Origin of the sequence: Alkalimonas delamerensis (assembly GCF_030717955.1) — a bacterium.
Lineage (GTDB): Bacteria > Pseudomonadota > Gammaproteobacteria > Enterobacterales > Alteromonadaceae > Alkalimonas > Alkalimonas delamerensis.
In genome coordinates, this window is sequence record NZ_JAUZVY010000004.1 from 217,086 (window position 1) to 233,230 (window position 16,145).

Here is a 16,145-nt window from a genome sequence, read left to right on the forward strand (position 1 = left end):
TTTTTACGAAGAAAGCTTTCATGGCATCAGCTCCTTAGCGCGGCGCTGCATGTACTGCAGCAACTGCTCTTTTTGCTGGGCAGTAAAGGGAGAAATGGACAGCATGTCCTGAAACCAGAGCGCATCGCAGGCCAGCATCAGCAACACCGCTTCCGGGTTATCGCCACTGTCGGCATTGATATCTTGCACCAACACCTGACAGGCGTGTTGCACCGGGCTCAGCAAGCCAGGTTGCTCGGCCGCTGCCGCCAGAATGGCCATGGCGGTATTGCCCTGCACCTGCTCGGATAAGCGGGCATGGGCCTTGATCATGGCGGTCAGTGCATTGTCACCCTGCGCCAGCAGTTGCTGCCGGCCAGCTTCGGTGTCATCCACCAACTGTTGCACCATGGCGCTGATCAGCGCTTCTTTGCTGGGGAAATGGTACAGCAGGCCGCCTTTGCTAAAGCCACTGACTTTGGCCACCTCATCCAGCGTGACCTTGCCCGCGCCCTTCTCGGCCGCCACGCTTAGCGCCGCTTCAATGATCTGCGCTTTGGTTACTTTGGCTCTTTTGTTCATTACCCGCCCTCAAAAAACCGTCTGGTTGGTACAGTAATACCAATAATAAACCGTCTGGTTGGTACAGTAAATAGCCAGGAACGAATTCAGTTATCAGAAATGCAAGGCTTGAACGATCAAAAGCTCTGCTGCAATGGGGTGGGGTTTGCTGAGATACACCATGCATTTGATAGCTTGCATGGTGTATCTGAACGTTGTGAATCCTGGGTTTAGCTACTTCTGAGCACTCAGGCCAAAACTTTATTGTATAAATTCGGCCCGAATGGCCGGATTGGTTTTAAAGAGGCCGCCAAGTACAGTGGTTTCAGTCACTGACTGCGCATCCATCACGCCCCGGGCTTTGACACAATAATGGGTTGCACAGATGTGCACCGCGACATTGTCGGTATCGAGCAAGCTTTGCAGTGCCACCAAAACCTGTTGCGTTAAACGCTCTTGCACCTGTGGTCGCTGGGCAAAAAAACGTACTACCCGATTTAGCTTGGATAAGCCAATGATGCGCTTAGCCGGAATGTAGGCGACTTTTGCGACGCCATCAATGGTAACAAAGTGGTGCTCGCAGGTACTGTTCACCGCAATGCCGCGAACTTTCACCATTTCGCTGCTGCCCATTTTGTTGTCAATCAATGCGATTTTTGGGAAATTGCTGTAATTGAGGCCAGCAAATAGTTCGTGCACAAACATTTTCGCGATGCGATGCGGTGTTTCCTGCAAGCTGTCATCGGTTAGATCGAGCCCAAGAGTGGTCATAACCTCAGTCATCAACCGGATAATCTGCTGGTACTTTTCTTCCGGACTAAGCCCATTTTCAATCATTGGCGTCTCAAGGCCAAGCTGCATCAGCGCTTGCTGAACGGTTGCTGCGGCTTCACTCATAACACTATTCCTACAAAAAATGGTCTATTTTTCCAAAAAAGCCTGCTCGATGACGTAGTCACCGCGCTGACGTGAGTTGGCTTTACTGAAGCCTCGGGCATTTAGAATGGCCATGGTTTCATCCAGCATGGCTTGATTGCCGCAGAGCATAAACCGATCCCGCTCCGGGCTTAATGGCGGCATGCCAAGGTGCTCGGTGAAGACATCCGATTCCAGTAAGCGAGTGATACGCTGCTGATGCAAGGCATGACGATAGGGTTCACGCGTCACTGTAGGGTGGTAGACTAATTTCTCCCGTACCCAATCCCCAAAAAACTCATTGTTAGGCAGTTCATTGCAAATGACATCCTGGTACGCAAGCTCTGACACTGTCCGCGTGCCGTGCACCAGAATCACCTTATTGAATTGTTCGTAAATGGCTGGGTCCTTAATGATGCTCATAAATGGTGCCAAGCCGGTTCCGGTCGCCAACAGGTACAGGTTTTCGCCGGGTGTCAGGTGCCCTGCGACCAGGGTACCCGTTGGGCGGGTTGAAATGTGCAACGGCTGACCCACTTCTATGTGTTGCAAGCGCGAGGTCAAAGCGCCATCCGGTACCTTGATGCTGAAAAACTCCAGCTCATCTTCGTAGTTCGCGCTGGCAATGCTGTACGCCCGCAGCAATGGTTTGTTGTCCACTTCGATGCCAATCATCACGAACTGACCGTTTTCAAAGGTGAAGCTAGGACGTCGTGTGGTTTTAATGCTAAAAAGCGTGTCATTCCAATGATGAACCTGAGTCACCGTTTCAGTGATGGTACCGCGCATAAAGCCCTCATAACCAATTTGCTTAAAACAACCACCAAACAAAATCACAGCATGCGCTGTATTCGTTAGCATTGTTTGATAATCAAAGAACTCTCCAGAAAAAGCGATGGTACAATACCTGACTAAAACACTCAACTATTTATCCGAGTATTTTAGTCAAGTATTACTAAGGAGTTTACGAAAAGGTTCAGCAAATGGACCAAGAGGCCATCGGGTTAGCCTAACTCCAGGAAAGATGCGATCGATCCAAGCTCTGTATCAGACCTTAATTATCGCTAAGCAAATTATCCTTGGTGATTGCATCAGTCTGCACTACCATCAACCAAAATGACTGCTGTAGCAGTTCTTTCACGAACCACACAGGTGTTTGCATGGTATACCGATTTGTGCTGGCGTTACTTTTAGGGGTTAGCGGTTCACTGCACGCGACCAAACCAGACCCAGCGCCAGCGTTGCAATTTCTGACCGAGCACAGCCCGCCAGGCGAGTACCTGGATGAAAACGGCGAGCTGGCCGGTGTGACCTTCGAACTGCTACGTAGCATCTCAGAGCAGCTCAATGAAAACGTCCACTTTGAACTCATGCCCTGGGCAAGAGCCTTTGCCATTGCCACAACAGAACTGAACACGGCCTTGTTTGAAACCACCCGGACTCCGAGTCGTGAACCCTTATTTCAATGGGTTGGCCCGCTAAAAATTCACCGCATCGCGCTTTATGCCAGAAAGGATCGCTTTAATGTGGCAGTGCCCCCAGCCTATTGGCCTCAGCACTATATCGCCTGCGAGTACATTCAATCGGTGTACCTCGATAAGCTTAACGAGCTGGGGTTTAATGAAGAGCACAATTTATTCCAAACAGTGCAGCATGGCGACTGCTTTAATTTGCTGTTGCGGGGTCGGGTCGATATCATTTTGCTCAGTGAGACGTCGGCAGCGCTCAGAGCACAAGAAGTTGAAGAGCTGGGTATTGAACTGGTGCAGTTGAACGGCTTTATCGAAACCCGCCAGTACCTGGCGTTTAGTCGTGATGTACCTGTTGAGCGTGTAGCGCGCTGGCAGCAGGCGCTGCTGCAAAGTTATCGGGATGGCCGCATGCGGGCCTTGTATCACTCGGTTTATCCTGAAGAAATGATTACCGCGCTGGAGCAGGTCGCCCTGGAGCAGTTGCTACTGCTGCAGAATCCAGACTGACTCTTTTCCGAAAAAGGTCACTGCACCAAGCGATGCCGAGACCTTTTGGCACGCTATGATTTATTTTCGGACCATACTGCGAAACACTCCATCCCGCTTAATCAAGCCGTGATAGAGCGCGGCACAACTATGCACCACAATCAGCAGCACCAACAGCAGTGCTGCCCAGCCATGAATTTCACGGAACAAGCCGTACAGGGCTAAATCGGTATCAAGCAAGGCTGGCAATGGCAGCCCAAACAAGCTCAGTGGCCGGCCGGCGGCGTTTTGCATTAAATAGCCGGATAGCGGCATCACAAAGAGCAACAGATAAAAGCCAAGTTGCGTGAGCTTCGCTGCCAGTTGCTGCATGTTCGGTACACTAGCAGGTAATGTTGGCGTATCTGAGCGCAAACGAATGATAAGGCGCACCACAATCGCCAGCAAGGCAATCAACCCCATGGCTTTGTGCCAGGCCAGCAGTTGCTGCTGCCAGGGCCCCAGTGACTTGACCATGGTTAAACCGGCAAACAGCAGGCTAAGCACTAACGCTGCCATCAGCCAATGCATTACCCGCATGGCAAGGGGATAAGTCTGCGGCTTATTCATTGGCACCTCCAGCAACCTGCTGCATCAAGACTTCGCGGGCCCGGCGCCGATGCGATTCGGCATAGGCGGCTGCGCGGGCGCGTAGAATCGGGTCTGCCGATGGTGCAAAGCCAGCGGGCAGCACTAGGGGATCGAAATTAAGCGCATTGCAGGCGCCCTCTTGCTGCAAGCTGGCTTGCTCAATTACGATAGTCCCGGCACTGAGCTGGGGGTTGCTTTCAGCCCAGGGAATGGTGGCATCGGCCGGGTTATCCTTGGCGGTTGCCAGGGTAAACTGCATATCAAAGCGCACTGGCCCATGCTGCAGCCGACTGAAAAACTCCTGCTGCAATGCATCGGCTGCCTCTTCGTCTGCAATAACGCCAGCTTCATCCGTCAGTGGCAAGGCCGCCCAGCGCACAGCTTGCTGATTGCCTTGCCGGTCAACCAGATAAAAAGCATTAATGCTGTGATAGCGCTCTGTGGCATAACTTTGGGTTGGCTGATAGTGGCTACGCCATTGTAAAAAATGCGCGCTTTCCGGGTGATCAGCAAAAAACTGCGGCACGGTATTGCTTTGAATGGCCAACAGCTGTTGATAAAACTTTTCCGGCGTTGCTACCGCCATCACCGGCGGTGTATTCATCGCCGTGCGCCATTGATGCACGGTATCAGGCAAAATGGTTAAAGCCAGGCTGCGTACTGGTGCGCGTAAATCAGGTGCCGTTGGGTTGCTCCCGGCAATTGAAATACGGCCAATAAAGGGGTAGCTGCCTGGTTGCAATGCTTTGGCACTGGAGTAAGCAGCTAATTCACCGGAGGCCTGAAACTCGCCACTGATGCAAAACCCCTTGGCATGAGCGCGCCTGAAACCCGCCTGAATTGAGTCGCCTTGTTGTAAATTGACAAAATCCTGGGCACTGACCGGTGCCCGGCCACTCACAGTAACTGCATACAAAGCAGCCGCTACCACGGCTCCCGCTGCCGCAGCAAACAAAACATAGCGCATAAGCATGACTTCTTTTGGTTAGACATTCGGATGGTGCAAAAGACCAATAAATCATTACGCCCCAATGGCAGATACGATCACTGGTTGCAGCTTGAATTATAGAATGAATAGCACTTCCCATTTCGGCTCACCCAAAACGGCGGGAATGCCGTTTCAGGATGAAAATGAGATAGGATGTAAAATTAACCAGATACGTAGTGCTCTCTTTCCCCATAGCACCACAAAAACGCAATTGATGGGGCCGTGCCAGATCGATACGAAGCCAACACCGCCAGCCGGTTACGGGCAGGATCCCGGCTGTGCTGCGAATATCCGACAACTGATAGTGGCTGCTTTACTGCAGGTCAGTCCTCTACGCTGTTGCGCCCCGACTGTTTGGCTTTGTAGAGGGCCTTGTCTGCCCGATTTAGCAGCTCCTCGAAGGCCGGGATATTGCTGCCGTCGCAAGAAGCAGCGCCAATACTGACGGTGAATTGGGCATGGTCGCCCTGTGCATTGGCGACCACCTCGCGTTGCGCGATAGACTCCCGGAGCACTTCGGCAAGCTGGTAAGCCCCCTTCATGTTCGTTTCTGGCAACAGCAGGATGAACTCTTCCCCACCAAATCGCGCAACGGTATCGACGCCTTGCCGCACACGCTCTTTGCAGACCTCGGCCACGGCACGAATCACCTGATCGCCTACCAGATGCCCCCAGGTGTCGTTGATCGACTTGAAATAGTCAATATCGAGCATCAACACGGACAAGGGATGCCGGAAACGTTCTGCCCGTTTGCACTCCTGCAAGCCCAGCTCCATCAGTTTGCGGCGGTTGGTCAGTCCGGTGAGGGAATCGGTGGACGCCAACAATTCCAACTGAAGATTGAGGTTTTCGAGCAAGGCATTTTTTTCGGCGAGCAGGCGATTCATCTGCTCGATTTCGTGTTCTTTGCGCTTGCGATCGTCAATGTTGAAAGTAACTCCCACAAAGCGCCTGCCCTCGGCCGTTGCAGTGCCGTCCATGACCTTGCCAAAGTTGGCAAACCAGATCCATGCGCCATTTTTGGCACGCAGCCGAAACTCACAGCGGTATTGCGGCGTTATGCCATCCACATGGTCTTGCACGGCTTGTTGAAGGTGGGGCTGGTCATCGGGATGCACGAGGCCTAAGAGCTCCTCGACCGTGCTAGCCATCTCAGAGCTGTCATAGCCCAGTTGATCCAATGTCTTCAGGGCCTTGAACGTTACCTCGCCGGTGACCAGATCGTTTTCCCACAGATCAAGGCCAGCGGCTTCCAGCGCCAGTGCTAAACGCTCCTTGTTGCGATTCAGTTCATTCATAAACTGCCAAGCGGCAAGCCCCCACTGGCCAAAACCGCTGCGCCCGCAGCCACTGCATAAAAGTCCGCCAACTCAAACGTCTGCACTTCCATCACCTCTCCTGCAACGCACCATGACACACCATCACTGGGATGGCATAGGGCTGGAGGAAGTATTACACACATCTTCCCATTCAGTTCAAGTGGCTTACCCAAAACTCACCAAGGTTTCTACTACTAAAACTCAGTGTTCAGCTGTGAAGCGCCACAATATTAAATCCATTTTAGTCGATGAGACTAAAAATTGCCTGACGAATGGCGTTTAAGCCAAAAAGCAGTTCAAGCTCGATGCCAGAGTTCGGACTGCAAGCCTAAAGCACATCACAGAGGTTAATTTTTATCTGCCCCTAGTTTTAATATCGACCTGTGATTAGGTTGACATAGAATATTGAACACCCTCGCGGACGGGAGCAACTACAGATACCTCGAGTTTTGTTCACTGTGTGTCGATAGCATCGCGTCGCTATTTATAAGGATGGGCAGCGAAAAAAAGCGCCAGCTTTTTAGCCAGCAATGCAGTTGCCTGATCACGACTGGCGATAAAATTGTTACTATGTCAGGCACCAGCCATGATTTTGTCTGCCAGAGTGGAGCTTTATGTCGCACAACACCATTGCCCTGAACAAACAGCTACAGCCATTGGATCACCTTGATTCCGTCTGGTTGTTTGGTTATGGCTCGCTGATTTACAAGGCGGATTTTCCTTATCTGCAGTGCAAACCAGCCTGCATTTATGGCTGGCAACGCCGTTTCTGGCAGGGATCGCATGATCATCGTGGCACGCCACAGGCGCCAGGCAGGGTGCTCACTCTGATTGAGGCTCCAGGCGCCCGCTGCGCTGGCATGGCCTATGAAGTAACACCCGATACCTTTGAGCACCTTGATCACCGTGAAAAAAACGGCTACCTGCGGGTATTTACTGAGTTGCATTGGCTGAACGAACCAGGGCAAACGCAAGGCCTGGTGTATTTAGCCAGCGCTGATAATGAGGCTTATCTTGGCCCGGACACAGACGCCGCTATCGCCGCCCATATCGCCAGCAGCGAAGGCCCAAGCGGCCCCAACAGCGACTACCTGTTGCAACTGGCACAAGCACTGAGGGAGATGGACGAGCAGGACGAGCATGTATTTGCCATTGAGCAGCAGCTGTTAAAGCTGCTTAAATAGCTGCCCCCACCTGTTCCGGGGGCTTAACGTACACTGCCCCCGAAATACATCATTCTGCCCCCTTGGCTTTGCGCTGGATGTTTTCGATAGGGTCAGAAATTCACGAAGCCAGGCCTGCCAGACGCTTAAGCAGGATCAGAAATCCCTCGCAGGATGTCAGTGACGCGGTTTCTTCCATGGTATGGTAGCCAGTCGTGGGGATCTGCAGTGTGGTACCGGTGACTGCGCCCGCTGAGGCGGCGATAATCCTGCCCATTTCGGTACTGCCAAGTGACTGAGCCGATTGCCCAGGTGCTAACAACGCATTTTTCTGTTCAATGTATTCATCCTTGAAGCTGTAACTAACCCCAGATGCCTGGCACAAAGCGGCCAGAGTGTCGGTCAGTTGCGCATCGAAACTGGCGTTGGCGTCTTTGTGTCGCAATACCAGTTGCTGGCGATCTGCCTCCTTTCTGTCCGGGTAGGGGCTGGTATCCACCACGACCAGCCGGTTGGTGGTGTTCCCAAAGCGCCGGAACCATTCCAGCAGATAGCGCCAGCTCTTACCGGCCTCTTCCTGCGCCGTAAAAAAGGCGGTGCCCTGAAAACCTAAACTGAACAAGTGCACCAAATAGGCGGCAGTGAGCACGTTATCCAGCTGACCACTGATGCTGTTTTCATCAATTCTGAGTTTGTCGGCGAAAGCCACCGGCGTGCCGGCGACCAGATGGGACATTCCCTCAAGGGTGAAAATCAGGTTGTTGCGCCGCTCACAGACATAACTTGATGCAATTTTACCGCTACCGCGGTAGGCACCGGACCAGGGTTCATACGCCATCACTGGCGTAGTATCAAAGCGGTCCACAATTTTATTGATCAACTGCTCGGATACGGAGTTTCCCAGCAAATCGGAGCGGTTTCCTGCCACAAAAGCAGCATACTGAAATTCATCGGGACCCGTGCAGATCAATCCGTGCCGATCAATATGCGCAGAAAACATGGTGCTAAAGGGGGCATTGCCCTGTGCGACCAGTAAGCCTTCATACCAGGTAACCTTTGCGCCGCGCTCCTCCAGTTCCCGTTGCAGCACCCTGAAAAAACTATGTTCAGCGCCCACCACACTGGGCTCACGGATCAATATTTTCAGTAAATCCAGCAGTTCATTTAACTCAGTCATGGTGGTATCCGGACAGAAAATTGTGCTGCTATATTCAGGCCAATCGCCGCTCCGTGCAAATAAATCTGCTTTAATACTCTATGGCTGATATCAGCGAAATGCGTCGCGATAGACCTGTTTGAACTGTCGGGCTTGCTTCAACAATTCGCCGCTACGCCTGACCACTAAATCAGCCAATTCCCTGACATGCCTTTCTTGTTGAGTGGCCAGATCATCTTGGCTAAAATCCAAACGCTGCGCCTGCCCCTGAACCCGAAGCACGATGCGCTCAATTCGGCGCTGCAAAAAGTCGAACTTGATCCCGGCATCAAATGCTAAGCTCAGTAAATCAAACGCAGTGATGGCATGAATATCGAAGTTATCGTCGATCGCCATGGCAAGGCTGGTGTCTAATTGTGGTTGATGCACAGCCTCATAAACAACCGACACCAGATCGTAGAAAGGCGTGACTGCAAGCCCTCCCTGACCAGAGACATAAAAACTGATGTTTTTGCCATGCGCATCGCTGTTACCAATAATCAGATTAAAAATCATCCAATCAATAATTTTCTGGGTGCTTAGTGCAGGAACCGCCGTTGCTGCTGCAAATGCGAACAGTTTCGCAAAGCTTGCACCATCCCGAATATGCCGCACATCCTTACTGCTGCCGAAGTTTTGCTCATACTTGTATTCCGGTGGCATATCCAGCGCCTGACAGCCATCAATTATATGCCGTTTGGTGACCCCATTCGGGGTCACTCGCCGGTCAAAACGCGTCACGGCTAACGCATGGAAATCACCCAGCCGAACCAATCGGACAGCAGCAACATCCAGCCCTACCGCTTTGGCAAGGCGCATGCAATACAACTCATTCACCACCACCGTTGGATACTGTGCGGATGAAAACTTCAGAATGTGACTACTGGCGAAGCGACCTGCTGCCAAATGCATCGCACCATCTGCATCGATATAAATATTCAGCTTTTTCTGCACACCCGCAACTGAGAGGCGGTATTTCCCGTCCCAGAAGGTCATATCGGCATTGTTTTGTAGTCGCTCAATAAGTTCGGCTTTTGTGACTCTACGCAAAGGCGTGCTTTCAGTGGATACAGCCTTTGGGCCAAACGTCAGAACACCTGTGGTATCTCCACCAATGGTATTTAAAATCGCATAAACATTGTTTTTAGATAGGTTTTCACTTTCGAGCAAGCGCTCAAATGCACTGCCTTCAGGAAACAGGTTTCTTAAAAACCGCACTACCACAGCACTATCGCATGGCTCGTTCAATGGAATATGAGGTGATATGGGGTAACCTTCCAGCCGCCAGCTCTGGGTGTATTGAAACTCGCAGCTATGCGGTGCGCTAAAGGTTAAGGTTCCTACCTGCCTATCCTGTGCATAGACCTGAATACCAGGCTTTTGCTCAAACCCAGTCATCACTGCCCTCCGATGGCTCTTGCAGGAATAACGCAACACCGAAAGCCGATAACACTTTAAATAAAGTATCCACCTTGACGGTCAGCAGCCCCTTTTCAACATTGTTGTAGGCCTGCTTGGATAAACCACAAAGACCAGCGGCATCTTCAAGGGTCATACCGAGTGATGTTCGCCTGTAACGCACCATGGCTCCCAGTGTCTTCATATCAACCGGGTTGCTCAGATCGGGTTTTGTACTTTGGGTAACCTGCCGCACGATAAATCCTATTGCAATGGGATTAAAGAAGGACCAAGCGCTGGTAGCGCTTATTATCCTAACAGAATAGGATAATAAGCGCGTAAAGCTCAAAAATCAACCATTATCCTACTGCAGAAGGATTTAATCGAGAAGATAAAAAAGAGTCGTAATAAGTGTTGGTTAAGCAACTCGGCCGCTGGTTTGTGATCCGGCTAATGCCTTAGATAGACAAAAGGTGGTAGCAACAAGGGTTATCTCAGAATATCTGCTATGCAACAGATTTGCTTTCGATATCCCAACCAGGAAAACACCAAGACCGCCGGGTGGCAACGAAAAAATGACCTTAAGCCGCATGCGGCGAAATATCTTTGTTGATTTTATCACCACTTTCCTGCTCAGCTCGCTTCAGATCATAGATGGCCTGTAAGTTAAGCCAGCTTTGTGCATCCCCGCCAAAATAGCGTGCCAGCCGCAGTGCAGTGTCAGCTGTGATCCCGCGTTTCTCACGCACGATCTCATAGATCCGCGCTGGTGTCACCCGCAGCGCTTGCGCCAGGGCATTCGCACTCATATTTAGTGGCTCCAGATAATCTTCACGCAATACTTCACCAGGGTGTACTGCGCGCATGCCATTTTTAAACATAACTCCCCCTGTTAGTGATAATCCACAATCTCAAGATCCCATGCATTACCGTCTTGCCAACGAAAACACAAACGCCACTGATCGTTGATACGAATGCTGTATTGCCCCGCCCTGTCGCCTTTTAGCAACTCCAGCCGGTTGCCTGGAGGGCTGCGTAAAAATTCAAGGCTGGTCGCTGCATCCAGCTGAGTCAGCTTTCTGGTGGCAACCTTGGTAATCGCAGACCACCGCCTGGTTTTACCGGTTTCATACAGCTGCTGCGTTTCTGTGCATTTAAAACTTTTAATCATGATTAATCATATATCGATAATCGATAAAAAGCAAAGTCAGTGCTCACACATAAAAAACCCCAGCACAGAGGCTGGGGTTTGCTTTGTGGCTTTACTGACTAGCCAGAATTAACGATACGCTTCCGGGCTTGGGCAAGCACACATCAGGTTGCGGTCGCCGTAGACATCGTCGATACGGGTCACGGTTGGCCAGAACTTGTTCTCGGCAACGTAAGCAGCCGGGAAGGCAGCGACCTGACGGTCGTAGGCGCGGTTCCAGTCGTTGCTGAACACATCCTGCATGCTGTGCGGGGCAAAGTGCAGCGGGTTGTTGTCCAGTGCCCATTCACCGGATTCTACCTTGGCGATTTCAGCACGAATGGTGGTCATAGCTTCGATGAACTTATCCAGCTCGGCTTTGCTTTCCGACTCGGTCGGTTCAATCATCAAAGTACCAGCGACCGGGAAGCTCATGGTCGGTGAGTGGTAACCAAAGTCCATCAGACGCTTGGCAATGTCCATCTCGGTGACGCCGCTGGCTTCTTTCAGTGGGCGAATATCAATGATGCACTCGTGCGCCACCCGGCCGTTGCTGCCGCGGTACAGTACCGGGAAGTGCGGATCCAGCTTCTTCGCCATGTAGTTGGCGCTCAGGATAGCGATTTCAGTGGCCTGCTTTAAGCCCTCGCTGCCCATCATGGCAATGTACATCCAGCTGATCGGCAAAATACCTGCGCTGCCGTAAGGCGCGGCCGAAACCGCACCGTTTTGCTCGCCGGTGCCTGGGATTTTCACCACCGGGTGATTCGGTAAAAACGGTGCCAGATGGCTTTTTACACCAATCGGGCCCATGCCCGGGCCGCCGCCGCCGTGCGGGATGCAGAAGGTTTTGTGCAGGTTTAAATGCGACACGTCCGAGCCAATAAAGCCAGGCGAAGTTAACCCCACCTGAGCGTTCATATTGGCACCGTCCATATAGACCTGGCCACCGTGCGCGTGCACGATGTCGCACAGTTCACGGATGCTGGCTTCAAACACGCCATGAGTCGATGGGTAGGTCACCATAATGGCTGCCAGTCGGTCCGACACTTCCTCGGCCTTGGCTTTTAAATCGGCCATATCGATGTTGCCGGACTTGTCGCAATCGACCAGCACCACTTCAAAGTTGGCCATGGCCGCTGTCGCCGGGTTGGTGCCGTGAGCAGAGACCGGGATCAGACAGACATTGCGGTGGCCTTCGCCACGGCTTTCGTGGTACTTGCGAATGGCAATCATGCCAGCGTATTCACCCTGAGCACCGGAGTTCGGCTGCATCGAGATGTTGTCGTAACCAGTGATATTGACCAGCCAATCGCCCAGCTCAGTGATCATTTGGGCATAACCTTGCGCCTGATCAAGTGGGCAGAACGGGTGCAGCGCGCCAAATTCCGGCCAGGTGACCGGGATCATCTCGGCGGTGGCGTTCAGTTTCATGGTGCAGGAGCCCAGAGAAATCATCGAGTGGTTCAGTGCCAGATCTTTGTTTTCCAGCTTTTTGATGTAACGCAGCATCTCAGTTTCTGAGTGGTACTGGTTAAACACCGGGTGCTGCAAAATTGCATCGTGACGCAGCAAGCTGGCAGGAATTGAGCTAGAACCCTGTTGCACCAGCTCAGCATCGAGCGCTGCCACATCCAGACCATGGTTGTCTCCCAGCACAATGGCGAACAGCTCAGCGATATCGGCCGCTGTGGTCAGTTCGTGGAAGCTGATTGACAGGCTATCGGCCAGATCAGTACGCAGGTTCACTTCTTTGGCCAGCGCGCGGGCAATAACGGCAGCGCGGTCGGCCACTTTAAAGCTGATGGTATCGAACCAGTGGTTGTGCAGCAGCTCGACGCCTTTGGCTTTAAGGCCAGCAGCAAAAATATCGGCAGAGCGGTGAATGCGCTCGGCAATGGTTTTCAGGCCGTCCGGGCCATGGTAGACGGCGTAGAAGGACGCCATATTGGCCAGCAGCACCTGAGCGGTACAGATGTTGGAGTTGGCTTTTTCGCGGCGGATATGCTGCTCGCGGGTTTGCATTGCCATCCGCAGGGCATTGTTATCAAGCCGGTCTTTCGACACACCGATAATACGGCCTGGCATCGAGCGCTTGTACGCATCGCGGGTGGCAAAGAAAGCGGCGTGCGGGCCGCCGTAGCCCATCGGCACACCAAAACGCTGCGCCGAGCCCAGCACCACATCGGCGCCCAGCTGACCCGGGGATTTCATCAGTACCAGCGCCATAATGTCGGTGGCAACGGCGACGATGGCCTTCTTGGCCTGCAAATCGGCAATCAGGGCGCTGTCGTCACGCACTTCACCGCTGCTGCTTGGGTATTGCAGCAAGGCACCGAACACATCGTGGTTGGCAGCCTCGCTGGCAGGACCAGTGACGATGTCAAAACCAAACATCTCGGCACGGGTTTTCACCACGTCCAGTGTTTGTGGGTGCACATCGTTGGCAATAAAATAGCTGTTGGATTTTTTGTTTTTCGACACCCGCTTGGCCAGTGCCATGGCTTCGGCAGCGGCGGTGGCTTCATCCAGCAAGGACGCACTGGCCAGTTCCAGGCCGGTTAAGTCCAGTGTCAACTGCTGGAAGTTCAGCAGGGCTTCTAAGCGGCCCTGAGCGATTTCCGGCTGGTACGGCGTGTAAGCGGTATACCAGCCCGGGTTTTCCAGCACGTTGCGCAGGATCACGTTCGGCGTCAGCGTTGGGTGGTAGCCCATGCCAATGTAGGACTTGAACACTTTGTTTTTTGCAGCAACGGATTTCAGGTACGCAAGGGCTTCGGCCTCGCTGCGGCTGTCACCAATGGCCAGTGGTTGTGGCAAACGGATATCGGCCGGAATGGTTTGCGCGATCAGCTCTTCCACCGAGCTGACATTCAGCTCGGCCAGCATCGCCGCGGTTTCGTTGGCATCCGGGCCAATATGGCGTTGAATAAATTCCTGATGATTCGCAAGTTGCGACAGCGTTTTAGCAGCAGGGTTGCTCATGCTTGATGTGTCCTATAAATACAAAAGTGTACAGCCGATAAAAGGTAAGCCCCGAATAATACGGGGCTTACGCAGCAACAGATTGGTTTTAGTCTTCGTCGATCACGTTCTGGTAGCCTTCGGCATCCAGCAGTTCATCCAGCTCCGCCAGATCGGAGGCTTTGATTTTGAACATCCAGCCATCGTGGTAAGGGCTGGCGTTCACTTGCTCCGGCGCATCGGTCAGCGACTCGTTCACTTCGACCACTTCGCCAGACAAAGGGGCGTAGATATCCGAAGCGGCTTTAACCGACTCGGCCACCGCGCAGTCGTCGCCCTGAGACACCGTATCGCCAACTTCTGGCAGCTCGACAAAGACCATATCGCCCAGCAGCTCTTGCGCATGCTCAGAAATACCGACGCTGTAGATGCCATCGCCTTCGTGACGAACCCACTCGTGGGACGAGGCATACTTTAATTCTGTAGGGATAGAGCTCATGTTTAGTTCCTTACCTGATGTTGTTCTTTTAAGTCCGCATGCACAGACGGTTGCCATGCTATTGTGATACAGCAGGCAGGCTGTTGTACAGCTTTTGCACAACAGCCTGCCATCATTAAACTTTAGATCAGTTTTTTGCCCATGCGGACAAAGGCTGGCTTGATCACCTTCACCGGCACCAGCTTGCCGCGAATATCCACCTCGGCGCTATCGCCGACATTGGCCGGAACCCGCGCCATCGCAATACTAAAGCCCAGCGTCGGAGAGAAGGTGCCCGAGGTAATGATGCCTTCGCCGCCTTCAACCACCACCCGCTGACCATGGCGCAGCACGCCTTTTTGTTCCATCACCAGCCCCACCAGCTTGTCGGTGCCGGTTGCTTTCTGATGCTCCAGCGCTGCACGGCCAATAAAGTGACGATCGGCCGGCTCAAAGGCAATGGTCCAACCCATGTTGGCCGCCAGAGGCGACACAGTTTCGTCCATATCCTGGCCGTACAAATTCATGCCGGCTTCCAGGCGCAAGGTATCACGGGCACCCAGGCCACAAGGCTTGACACCTGCTGCCAGCAGTTGCTGCCAGAAATCCGCCGCCAGGCCTTCTGGCATGGCAATTTCGTAGCCGTCTTCACCAGTGTAACCGGTGGTGGCGATAAACAAATCACCGCTTTGCACGCCAAAGAACGGCTTCATGCCTTCAACCGCTGCCTGTTGAGCGGCATCCAGTAAGGTAGCGACTTTAGCTTTGGCATTGGGGCCTTGCACCGCAATCAGCGCCAGCTCTGGCCGCTCGGTAACGGTCACCTCAAACGCTGGTGCGTGCTGGTTGAGCCAGGCCAAATCTTTTTCACGGGTGGCGGAATTCACCACAATGCGGAAGTAGTCTTCTTGCAGGAAGTAAACAATCAGGTCGTCGATCACGCCACCGGCTTCATTCAGCATGGCGGTGTACAGGGCTTTGCCTGGCACCGTTAATTTGGCAACATCGTTGGCCAGCAAGTAGCGCAGGAAGTCACGGGTACGGGCACCGGTCAGGTCCACGATGGTCATGTGCGACACATCAAACATACCGGCATCCTGGCGCACCGCGTGGTGCTCTTCCATTTGAGAGCCGTAGTTAATGGGCATCTGCCAGCCGAAAAAATCCACCATTTTGGCACCGGCTTCCAGATGTTTGGCGTGTAACACGGTTTGTTGGGACATGGGCTTGCTTCCTGTGATCTGAGGCGACGCTCTGCCTGGTTGGTAGCCACAAGGCTCAAGCTGGCAGCAACGCCGCTGGTTCAGGCTGTACCCCGCAAGGTTATGCAACCCGACCGACTAAGAATGCATCGATTATAACGGAAGCCTGCGACGGCCAACAGCCCCCTTACCCTTAGATTTACTAA

16 protein-coding genes are annotated in these 16,145 nt (G+C 52.8%); 2 read left to right on the forward strand and 14 right to left on the reverse strand.

The window, feature by feature from the left end:
• Positions 1-18: 18 nt before the first annotated feature.
• The 3 genes from Q3O59_RS11150 to Q3O59_RS11160 all read right to left on the reverse strand — a co-directional run bounded on the left by Q3O59_RS11150 (position 19) and on the right by Q3O59_RS11160 (position 2,244).
• Positions 19-561, reverse strand: a complete 543-nt coding sequence (locus tag Q3O59_RS11150) for a TetR/AcrR family transcriptional regulator (protein ID WP_305945654.1) — start codon at positions 559-561, stop codon at positions 19-21.
• 240 nt (positions 562-801) lie between these two features.
• A complete protein-coding gene (gene folE / locus Q3O59_RS11155) occupies positions 802-1,437 on the reverse strand; it encodes a GTP cyclohydrolase I FolE (RefSeq protein WP_305945655.1) in 636 nt (211 codons plus the stop codon).
• A 24-nt stretch (positions 1,438-1,461) separates the two neighbouring features.
• Positions 1,462-2,244 (reverse strand): ferredoxin--NADP reductase, encoded by a 783-nt coding sequence (locus Q3O59_RS11160; RefSeq protein ID WP_305945757.1) that lies wholly within the window; start codon positions 2,242-2,244, stop codon positions 1,462-1,464.
• 371 nt (positions 2,245-2,615) lie between these two features.
• Between Q3O59_RS11160 and Q3O59_RS11165 the strand changes: the two genes are divergently transcribed.
• A complete protein-coding gene (locus Q3O59_RS11165) occupies positions 2,616-3,434 on the forward strand; it encodes a substrate-binding periplasmic protein (RefSeq protein WP_305945656.1) in 819 nt (272 codons plus the stop codon).
• 60 nt (positions 3,435-3,494) lie between these two features.
• Here the strand turns inward: Q3O59_RS11165 and Q3O59_RS11170 are convergent, their stop codons facing one another.
• The 3 genes from Q3O59_RS11170 to Q3O59_RS11180 all read right to left on the reverse strand — a co-directional run bounded on the left by Q3O59_RS11170 (position 3,495) and on the right by Q3O59_RS11180 (position 6,329).
• The gene (locus Q3O59_RS11170; protein ID WP_305945657.1) at positions 3,495-4,022 is read right to left on the reverse strand and encodes a cytochrome b; all 528 of its coding nucleotides are present in this window, start codon (positions 4,020-4,022) and stop codon (positions 3,495-3,497) included.
• The gene (locus Q3O59_RS11175; RefSeq protein ID WP_305945658.1) at positions 4,015-5,010 is read right to left on the reverse strand and encodes a catalase family peroxidase; all 996 of its coding nucleotides are present in this window, start codon (positions 5,008-5,010) and stop codon (positions 4,015-4,017) included. Before Q3O59_RS11175 ends, Q3O59_RS11170 begins: the two co-directional genes overlap by 8 nt.
• Before the next feature lie 344 nt (positions 5,011-5,354).
• Positions 5,355-6,329 carry a sensor domain-containing diguanylate cyclase gene (locus Q3O59_RS11180; protein ID WP_305945659.1) on the reverse strand — a complete coding sequence of 325 codons (975 nt, stop codon included), beginning with the start codon at positions 6,327-6,329 and terminating at the stop codon, positions 5,355-5,357.
• Positions 6,330-6,964: 635 nt separating this feature from the next.
• On the opposite strand from Q3O59_RS11180, the gene Q3O59_RS11185 reads away from it, so the two are divergent.
• Entirely contained in the window at positions 6,965-7,534 is a 570-nt protein-coding gene (locus Q3O59_RS11185) for a gamma-glutamylcyclotransferase (protein ID WP_305945660.1), read from the forward strand.
• Between the two features lie 100 nt (positions 7,535-7,634).
• Here the strand turns inward: Q3O59_RS11185 and Q3O59_RS11190 are convergent, their stop codons facing one another.
• From Q3O59_RS11190 to gcvT, 8 genes are all read right to left on the reverse strand, one after another.
• Positions 7,635-8,690 carry a peptidase M42 gene (locus Q3O59_RS11190; protein ID WP_305945661.1) on the reverse strand — a complete coding sequence of 352 codons (1,056 nt, stop codon included), beginning with the start codon at positions 8,688-8,690 and terminating at the stop codon, positions 7,635-7,637.
• A 90-nt stretch (positions 8,691-8,780) separates the two neighbouring features.
• Positions 8,781-10,106, reverse strand: coding sequence for a HipA domain-containing protein (locus tag Q3O59_RS11195; protein WP_305945662.1), 1,326 nt, complete (start codon positions 10,104-10,106; stop codon positions 8,781-8,783).
• The gene (locus tag Q3O59_RS11200) at positions 10,093-10,362 is read right to left on the reverse strand and encodes a helix-turn-helix domain-containing protein (RefSeq protein WP_305945663.1); all 270 of its coding nucleotides are present in this window, start codon (positions 10,360-10,362) and stop codon (positions 10,093-10,095) included. Before Q3O59_RS11200 ends, Q3O59_RS11195 begins: the two co-directional genes overlap by 14 nt.
• A 325-nt stretch (positions 10,363-10,687) precedes the next feature.
• Complete coding sequence (locus tag Q3O59_RS11205) at positions 10,688-10,987, reverse strand: HigA family addiction module antitoxin (protein WP_305945664.1); 300 nt, start codon at positions 10,985-10,987, stop codon at positions 10,688-10,690.
• A gap of 11 nt (positions 10,988-10,998) precedes the next feature.
• Positions 10,999-11,277 (reverse strand): type II toxin-antitoxin system RelE/ParE family toxin, encoded by a 279-nt coding sequence (locus tag Q3O59_RS11210; RefSeq protein ID WP_305945665.1) that lies wholly within the window; start codon positions 11,275-11,277, stop codon positions 10,999-11,001.
• Positions 11,278-11,385: 108 nt separating this feature from the next.
• Entirely contained in the window at positions 11,386-14,280 is a 2,895-nt protein-coding gene (gene gcvP / locus Q3O59_RS11215; RefSeq protein ID WP_305945666.1) for an aminomethyl-transferring glycine dehydrogenase, read from the reverse strand.
• A gap of 88 nt (positions 14,281-14,368) precedes the next feature.
• On the reverse strand, positions 14,369-14,758 hold the full coding sequence (gene gcvH, locus Q3O59_RS11220; protein ID WP_228592017.1) for a glycine cleavage system protein GcvH: 390 nt from the start codon (positions 14,756-14,758) through the stop codon (positions 14,369-14,371).
• 122 nt (positions 14,759-14,880) lie between these two features.
• Positions 14,881-15,960, reverse strand: coding sequence for a glycine cleavage system aminomethyltransferase GcvT (gene gcvT / locus Q3O59_RS11225; protein ID WP_305945667.1), 1,080 nt, complete (start codon positions 15,958-15,960; stop codon positions 14,881-14,883).
• Positions 15,961-16,145: the final 185 nt, after the last annotated feature.

What these genes read in the sequence shown, in the direction of transcription:
- Q3O59_RS11150 (WP_305945654.1), bottom strand. Translation starts at nt 561, where the DNA reads ATGAACAAAAGAGCCAAAGTAACCAAAGCGCAGATCATTGAAGCGGCG.
- folE (WP_305945655.1), bottom strand. Translation starts at nt 1,437, where the DNA reads ATGAGTGAAGCCGCAGCAACCGTTCAGCAAGCGCTGATGCAGCTTGGC.
- Q3O59_RS11160 (WP_305945757.1), bottom strand. Translation starts at nt 2,244, where the DNA reads ATGCGCGGTACCATCACTGAAACGGTGACTCAGGTTCATCATTGGAAT.
- Q3O59_RS11165 (WP_305945656.1), top strand. Translation starts at nt 2,616, where the DNA reads ATGGTATACCGATTTGTGCTGGCGTTACTTTTAGGGGTTAGCGGTTCA.
- Q3O59_RS11170 (WP_305945657.1), bottom strand. Translation starts at nt 4,022, where the DNA reads ATGAATAAGCCGCAGACTTATCCCCTTGCCATGCGGGTAATGCATTGG.
- Q3O59_RS11175 (WP_305945658.1), bottom strand. Translation starts at nt 5,010, where the DNA reads ATGCGCTATGTTTTGTTTGCTGCGGCAGCGGGAGCCGTGGTAGCGGCT.
- Q3O59_RS11180 (WP_305945659.1), bottom strand. Translation starts at nt 6,329, where the DNA reads ATGAATGAACTGAATCGCAACAAGGAGCGTTTAGCACTGGCGCTGGAA.
- Q3O59_RS11185 (WP_305945660.1), top strand. Translation starts at nt 6,965, where the DNA reads ATGTCGCACAACACCATTGCCCTGAACAAACAGCTACAGCCATTGGAT.
- Q3O59_RS11190 (WP_305945661.1), bottom strand. Translation starts at nt 8,690, where the DNA reads ATGACTGAGTTAAATGAACTGCTGGATTTACTGAAAATATTGATCCGT.
- Q3O59_RS11195 (WP_305945662.1), bottom strand. Translation starts at nt 10,106, where the DNA reads ATGACTGGGTTTGAGCAAAAGCCTGGTATTCAGGTCTATGCACAGGAT.
- Q3O59_RS11205 (WP_305945664.1), bottom strand. Translation starts at nt 10,987, where the DNA reads ATGTTTAAAAATGGCATGCGCGCAGTACACCCTGGTGAAGTATTGCGT.
- Q3O59_RS11210 (WP_305945665.1), bottom strand. Translation starts at nt 11,277, where the DNA reads ATGATTAAAAGTTTTAAATGCACAGAAACGCAGCAGCTGTATGAAACC.
- gcvP (WP_305945666.1), bottom strand. Translation starts at nt 14,280, where the DNA reads ATGAGCAACCCTGCTGCTAAAACGCTGTCGCAACTTGCGAATCATCAG.
- gcvH (WP_228592017.1), bottom strand. Translation starts at nt 14,758, where the DNA reads ATGAGCTCTATCCCTACAGAATTAAAGTATGCCTCGTCCCACGAGTGG.
- gcvT (WP_305945667.1), bottom strand. Translation starts at nt 15,960, where the DNA reads ATGTCCCAACAAACCGTGTTACACGCCAAACATCTGGAAGCCGGTGCC.